Here is a 7,611-nt window from a genome sequence, read left to right on the forward strand (position 1 = left end):
AGGAGAATAGAGATAGTCTTGTTAATCACTTACTACTTACTATTAACCCCTAATCACTTACCACTTACTATTAATCACTAATCACTTACTACTTATCACTAACCCCTAACCACTAAACATCACTTACTAATCACTAAACATTAATCACTAATCACTAACCACCCCCCTTCTTCCTCCTCAAGAAATCCGTCGGACTCTCCCCAAACTGCTCCCTGTAGCATTTCGTAAAATAGGAAGGAGAAGAGAAACCAACTTCATAAGCTATTTCCGCAATCGTCATATCGGAAGAAGCAAGCAGAGAGGTCGCCTTCTTGAGGCGTGCCTGACGCAACAACTCATTCGGCGCATAGTTGGTAAGCGACTTCAGCTTACGGTAAAGTTGCACGCGACTCAGCCCCATATCCTTGCCCAAGTCCTCTACATTCAGTTCCGGATCTCTCATCTTCCCTTCCACAAGAGCCTTGAAACGGGAAACGAAATCCTTGTCCATATCACTGATACTCTCCTTTGCCAACGTCTGGTTATCGCCGAAGAACTGGCGAAGCTGGCGACGGGAATCTATCAGATTACGAATGCGCGACAGAAGCAACTGCGAATTGAAAGGCTTGGAGATATAAGAGTCCGCACCACCATTGTATCCCTGGATGCGCTGCTCGTCGAGCGAACAGGCGGTGAGAAGGATAACAGGAATATGACAGGTCTGCAATTCCGTTTTCAGACGGCGGCAACATTCCACACCGTCCATGCCGGGCATCATTACATCAGAGATAATCACATCGGGAACATACTTCATGGCGAGGCGTATGCCGGTAGACGCTTCCGGGGCATCCAGTACATGATAGTCCCCGACAAGTAACGTTCTCACATAGTGGCGGATATCGGTGTTATCGTCAATAATCAACACTGTGGGGCGGCCTATTATTCCCGGTTCTTCATCGTCCACCGATAGTTCACTATCCATTAAAGTAGAGGAAAGTTCAGCCTTTCCGGGTGGCGTTGTTCCTGCAACTTCGGCAGGCAACGCATCTACCGCAGAATGATATTGGGAGATACTCCGGACAGGAAGAAGAACGGTAAATGTCGTTCCTTTCTCAGATGTTGTTCCCTTCTCAGATATCGTTCCTTTCTCAGATGTCACCACCTTTTCAGACATTCCTTTCTCAAACGTCGTCCCCTTCTCATCACTCCGCACAGTAATCTGTCCGCCATGCATCTCTACAAAGGCGCGTACAAGAGCCAGCCCGATACCTGTGCCCGCCTGATGACCATCTATCTGATAGAAACGTTCAAAGATAGCATCCACCTCTTTGGAAGAGATGTAACTACCTGAATTAAAGACGGAAAAGCGGAAGTTTGTACCGTCAGCTTCCAGCTTCACGGCTATCTTTCCATTCTCGGGAGTGTACTTCACGGCGTTGGACAAGAGGTTGAAGTAGATGCGCTCCATCTTCTCGCAGTCTGCCATTATGTGGAAATCCGTGTCGGGCGTGGCATGGAAGGAGAAAGAAATATGCTTCTTCAGCAACGCCATGCGGAAGGAATCGTTCCAACTGCTGAAGCTGCCCAACAAATCGAGAGGTGCAGGATGAAACTCCATGCGCCCGTTCTCCACTTTACGAAAATCGAGTACCTGATTGACGAGGCGAAGGAGGATATTGACGTTCTTCTTCATCAGTTGCACCAACTGGTGGGAGTGTTCTCCGAGAGATTTGTCGGCAAGAAGCTGGTTGACAGGGTCGGCAATCAGCGTGAGCGGAGTGCGGAAATCGTGAGAGACGTTGGTGAAGAATACCAGCTTGGCATGGGTGGCGGCTTCCAGCTCATGAGAAAGTTGCTCCAACTGCTCCTTCTGCCGGATGAGTAACTCCTTCTGCTGAATGAGTTGTTCCTTCTGTTGAGTGAGTAGCTGCTTCTGCGCTTCCAGCTTCTCCTTCTGGCGGGAGAGTTCGCGGTTCAGCCGGTTCTTGGTGCGCAGTGAAATGTACACGGCAACCAGCAGACCGGCAACCAGCAAGAGCACCAACAAACTGCCGAACAACACTACCTGCTGCGTGGCATAGCGGTCAAGATAATGATTCATCTTCCCGTTCAGCGTCTCTATCTTCCCGTCGAGAGTACCGATATGCGTGGTCTGCATCTGCATAATCTGGGCGTTGGTGGCATCTACGACGGAGGTTCCCAAGATGGTTTCGCGCGGAAAGTCGCGTTTGTTCAGTATGTCCATTGCCATCTGTATCACGCGGTCGCCGCCGGTGGGATAAATAAACGTGGCATCCAGTTCCCCTTTCAGCACTTGCTCCACGCCGTAACCTTTGCCGGGCAGGGCATCCGTGCCTATGAAGTGCATCTCTTCCGCTCTGCTTTTCTGCCGGGCAACGGCGTAAGCGCCTGCCGCCATCCGGTCGTTCTGGGCATACACCACGTCTATCCGGGGGAAGCGTGCGAGCAACGTATCCATCTTCTGTTCTGCTTCGGAGCGTAGCCATCCGGCGTCTTCGCTTGCCAGAAGTTTAATGTCGGGATAAGGAGAAATGGCGGAGATGAATCCTTGATGGCGGTCTATGGCTGATGTGGAACCGGTGAGACCGGATATCTCCACAACATTACCTTGTCCGTGAAGCATATTGACGACGTAGCGTCCGATTGCTTTGCCTATTTCGTAGTTGTCGGCGCCGATGTAGGCGGTGTATTTATCGGAGAGTATCTTGCGGTCGAAGACGATGACGGGAATGCCTCGGTCGTATGCTTCTTCCACTACCGGGGTGATAGGGGCGGCTTCGTTGGGGGCAACCACAAGCAGGTCTACTCCTTCACGGATGAAGTTGCGGATGTCTTCCATCTGCCGGGCGTTGTCGTCCTTCGCGGTACGTATATGCACCTCCACTCCATCGTAGAAGAGGGCTTCGCGCAGCATTTCGTTATTCATCTGGTGGCGCCACTCGTCGTCACTGCACTGGGATACCCCGATACGGAAGCGGGACTCGTGACGGGTGCACGAGGTTGCCAGCGCGAAGAGGAAAAGCAAGGCAAGCGATAGGCGGACGTTGTATCTTCTCATTATCTTTTCCGTTGTTACAAATATCTCTATGGAGGCGTCAGAAGCTCAGCCCTTTTTCACGACCGTGGTTATACACATCTTCCAGTCCGTTGCCTGCGATGGTATAGAAATCGACTCCCATCTCTTTCAATTCACAGTCAGGCTTTATAAAGCGGATGGTGGAGTTATTGATACGGGCAGGCACTTCCTCTTCCGAAAAGAGGTCAAAAGTCACTTTCTCTTTTTCCGTGCAGATGCAGATTATCTCTTTGTATCCCAGTTCGGAAAGGGGAACTACGGGGCAAATGGAAGTGTAACTGCCGTCTATATACGGCTTTTTGTTGATAAATGCGGGGATGTTCCAGGCATGGAGCATACGGGTGCTGGCATAGGCCACTTCATCCAGATTCTCTTTGGTCAGCAGTTCAGTCCGCTCATCAGGGCGGGTATCGAACATCTGCAATTCAAGATTCTTGTTTTTCCATTCCGGATTATGTCTCAGGGCGTTTATCAGCAGCATTTGTCCCAGACGCTTGGCTCCGTCCGACTGGGTAACCAGAGCGGCTTCTTCGGTTTTCACCAGACTGGTTACCACCAGGAGGCGGGCGGCTTGCGGGTTCCACAAGTTGTTTTTGATTTCTGCCGACAGTTGCCGGATGGATTGCAGCATGGCGCCACTTTGGTTGCCTTCGGCTCGGCTCGTTGCATATCCGTCGCTCCACAAGGAAAGGTCTACTGCGCTCACTTTATGAAATGCCGCAAAAGCAGCTATCAAAACAGAAGAAGAACAGGCGGCATACGCTTTCACTCTTATTCCTCTCTCCTCAAAAGCCCTCAGTACGCCATGCGTAAACACGTTCTTATATCCGCCCGACATACAGCAAATAGCAATATTTTCCATGATTTTCAGGTATTTAGTGACGCAAATATAAAGATTATCAGAGGATTCGTTAGCTGTTTCTTTAAAAAAGAATAGGGTAGGGAGGTTTTTATAGAACTATTCTATTCTCAATCCTTAAGTCATAACCGGTATCATTCAGAAACTTGTCCATTCTTGCTTGATAGCCCGGTCTGACTATCCGAAAATTGCTATTTGCCATATATGCTTTCTTAACGTCGTATCGTTTAGATTCCGTTGTCTTCTCAAAATGGTTGATAGTAATACGAAGCTGTTCGTCCTTGTCTGATTTCCAGTTCTTATGAGTTGCTGTAGTTAATTCTACAAAAATAATGGTAGAATCGTATTCCAAAAGCCCATCGCTACATCTATCCTCTGTTTTACCATCAGGTTTGAATAGCTTAATGCAGTGATCTAAAGCAACAAATCTAACTTCCAACTGAGCGTCATTTACCACAACTGCAATCCATTTACTTCCATCAGTTTCATCAAGATATGCAGGTTTGTGTGGAGGCGGCTCGTCATCACAAAGACCAAAAGTTCTTTTCGTGGATATGTATTGATATTCTGAATCAAAGAAACTCATATTTTCTGCTTTAGTCTTTAATGTCTTTTTTGTTTTTCCGACTTCTTCCTCTTTAGCTCGCTCTTTCTTCTCCTTTGCACTCATAGCCGTTTCTGAATATCTAATAATTTAGCAAACAGTTCATTGCCTTCATCCAGTTTCTCATTCAATTTGTTTTCATCAGAAGGCAATCCATTATAAGTTTCGAGAGAAGCGATAGTGCCATCCTCTTCATTCAATTCATAAATTGACAGATTATCTGAATTCAGAGTTGAATTTAATGAAATAATTTCTCCTAATTCTGTTCTTAGATTATCTGATTGTATTCTTGAGTTTAGCGATTCTGCTTTAACAGATAAAGTCAAGTAACTAATCAGATAAGGGCTATGGGTTGTCAGGATTAGCTTGTTTCCAAGATTCATGTTGTTGAATTCTAATAAACTTTGTAACATCTTCCACTGTGAAGACGGGAATAGGTTTTGCTCCGGTTCTTCGACTATATTCACAAAAGAAGATTTGTTGAATTTTGAAGATAATGCAGAAAGTGCTACGGTGCGTTGTTCGTCGGTCAGGTTTTTATTATTCCATATATCCTGCACTCCTTTTTCAAAACGAAGTTTCTCTTTGCTACTCATCGTTTCTTTGCTTTCGCTTGTCTTTACCGACTTAGCCAAAAAACTGGAAACCAAATATAGTGGCACAAACGATTGAAAGCCACTTGCCGCCTCTGCTATTTCAAGCTTATAATCTTTTCCTCGCAAATAAAGATTATCATATTGCTTGTTATATTCAATATTGATATTATTGATTGGCAAAGAGAAGTCCTTCAAGCTGTTTTTCGCTTTTTCATATTCAGTATTGAAATCTCGCAAGGCGCCTGATAAGCGTAGCTCTCCGGCATCTTTAATATACGTTAGAAAATTCCTTTCGGCAGGCACATACATGATTTGAGGTAACGAGTAAGCTACATTCGAGATTTCTGTGATTACCATCGTTCCTTTTTCGTATTTTATGTGATAGGCGTCGCCTTGATATTCAACTATGGAATTTGGCTTAAGATATATGTCAGGTTTCTTTGTATCTGCAAATCCAAGCCTGTGATAGGGCAAAAATTGGCTTTTGAAGCGATTTGTACTTTTGCTTTCAAACCATTCTTTGTCATAATCACCACGGATTAACGCCTTCTCTATCCAAATAAAGGTAGAAATAAGTTTGGCTATCGTACTTTTCCCTGATCCTTGATTACCGACAAAAACTGTAACTTTGTTCACATCAAGCCATCCGTCATTCTCTTGATAACCGTCTTTGATAGGTCCAAAATTCTTAATCCTTATTTTACTCATATTCTTTATTCATTAAGACTGAAAATTCACAAGTATTATTCAATAAAATCTCTATTCTTTATTTGCCGGCAATAGTATATTGATTCTCCGGTATTTAGTGACGCAAATATAAAGATTATCAAAGGAATCGTTAGCTGTTTCTTTGAAAAAGAATAGGGTAGGAAGTTTTTTTAAGGTTCGGCGGATGGGGTAAATGCAGGTTGCACTATAATAATTGCTTTAGCTGTTCCGCATCGGGCAAGCCAATTGTCTTTGCAATACAATGATTTAAAACTCTCTGTTAATAATGCGAATCAGTAGTTAAAGGAGTCATCTCCGTACCAAGGCCGTGTCAAGTCCGTACCAACTCCGTACCTTCTCCGTATAAAGGTACCCTTAACCGAATTTGGTACGGACTTGGTACGGACTTGATACGGAGATGATAGTGTGTGATACAGCCTGCGTTATTCACAGTGCAGGAATTAGAGGAGTTTTAACTCCTGATTCGCATTATTAATAAATCATTGGAGCGTTTTTAAAGAATATGGCCCACGTTTTTTAAAAACGTGGGTAACGTTTATTAACAGCGTAAAAGAGGCTTCGCAATTCGTAATCTCACTCCTATACTTAGGGTATCTCACTATACGACTGAGGGTACCTCTGTATACGACCGAGATACCCTAAGTCGTATACTGAGATACCCCCCTTTCAGAATATGCCCTGAGAAGGTTTTTGAGTATTTTGGATGAGTTTTCAGCAAGCCCGGAGCCAAGTAAATTATCTTAATAAGTAACTCCAGCTTATTTCTGCCGTATCCTCTCCCTCAGCCCCTGCGGCAACTCCGGCATAGCCCCGCTCTGCGTACACACATACGCCGAAACCTCCACCGCCAGCCTGTGCGCCTCGGCAACCGGCATCCCGCTAAGTATGGCAGACGTGAAAGCCGCAGTAAACGAATCGCCCGCACCAACCGTATCGGCAACCGGAACCCGCGGCGTCTCCCGGAAAGACACAGTGCCCGGCGTAAACACATAACTCCCGTTTGTCCCGCAGGTCAGAATCAGCATCTTCAGGTTATACTCTGCCAGCAGCGTACGGCATTTATCCTGCAAGTCAGTACCCGGATAGCCGAAGATGCGGCTCACGGTGACCAACTCCTCGTCGTTGATTTTCAGAACGTTGCATCGGTGCATCGACTCGCACAGCACCTCCTTCGTATAGAATTCCTGGCGGAGATTGATATCGAATATCTTCAGTTGCCCCTCCACGTCGGGCATCGTGTCCAGAAAACGCCGGATGGTGGCACAGCTCACCGGACTGCGCTGCGCCAGCGAACCGAAACAAACGGCACGTGTGGAAAGCGCCAGACGCTTCAGCTCGTCCGTAAAGGGAATGTTATCCCAAGCCACGCCCTCCTTTATCTCATAACAGGGAACGCCCACGGCGTCAAGCGTAACCTGCACCGTACCCGTGGGATAATCCACCTGTTCTATCAGGCAAGCCAGCTTCTTGCCGGCAAACACATCCAGTATCTCCTGCCCGTCGGCATCACGCCCTACTGCGCTCACCACGCGGCTATCAAAGCCGAACTGTGAAACATGGTACGCAAAATTGGCAGGCGCACCGCCTATTTTCTTTCCTTCGGGCAGCACATCCCAGAGTGCCTCGCCCATTCCTACAATGATTTTGTTCATGATATTTACGATTTATTCAAGCTCCGCAAGTTATCTGTATATTAACTCAAATTCCGCATGTCATCTGTATGTTCAGAAGTATCTCTATTAGCTTC

At 46.3% G+C, this 7,611-nt stretch carries 5 protein-coding genes; all 5 read right to left on the reverse strand.

The window, feature by feature from the left end:
• Positions 1-154: 154 nt before the first annotated feature.
• The 5 genes from B2Z67_RS05210 to B2Z67_RS05230 all read right to left on the reverse strand — a co-directional run bounded on the left by B2Z67_RS05210 (position 155) and on the right by B2Z67_RS05230 (position 7,516).
• Entirely contained in the window at positions 155-3,058 is a 2,904-nt protein-coding gene (locus B2Z67_RS05210; RefSeq protein ID WP_291528759.1) for a substrate-binding domain-containing protein, read from the reverse strand.
• A gap of 37 nt (positions 3,059-3,095) precedes the next feature.
• Entirely contained in the window at positions 3,096-3,938 is an 843-nt protein-coding gene (locus B2Z67_RS05215; protein WP_291528760.1) for a hypothetical protein, read from the reverse strand.
• A gap of 88 nt (positions 3,939-4,026) precedes the next feature.
• Positions 4,027-4,605: a hypothetical protein gene (locus B2Z67_RS05220; RefSeq protein ID WP_291528761.1), complete on the reverse strand. Its 579-nt coding sequence runs from the start codon at positions 4,603-4,605 to the stop codon at positions 4,027-4,029.
• Positions 4,602-5,843, reverse strand: a complete 1,242-nt coding sequence (locus tag B2Z67_RS05225; RefSeq protein WP_291528762.1) for an AAA family ATPase — start codon at positions 5,841-5,843, stop codon at positions 4,602-4,604. Before B2Z67_RS05225 ends, B2Z67_RS05220 begins: the two co-directional genes overlap by 4 nt.
• A gap of 779 nt (positions 5,844-6,622) precedes the next feature.
• Entirely contained in the window at positions 6,623-7,516 is an 894-nt protein-coding gene (locus B2Z67_RS05230; RefSeq protein ID WP_291528763.1) for a carbohydrate kinase family protein, read from the reverse strand.
• Between the last annotated feature and the right edge of the window lie 95 nt (positions 7,517-7,611).

Source organism: Bacteroides sp. UBA939 (assembly GCF_002293435.1).
Classification (GTDB): Bacteria; Bacteroidota; Bacteroidia; order Bacteroidales; family Bacteroidaceae; genus Bacteroides.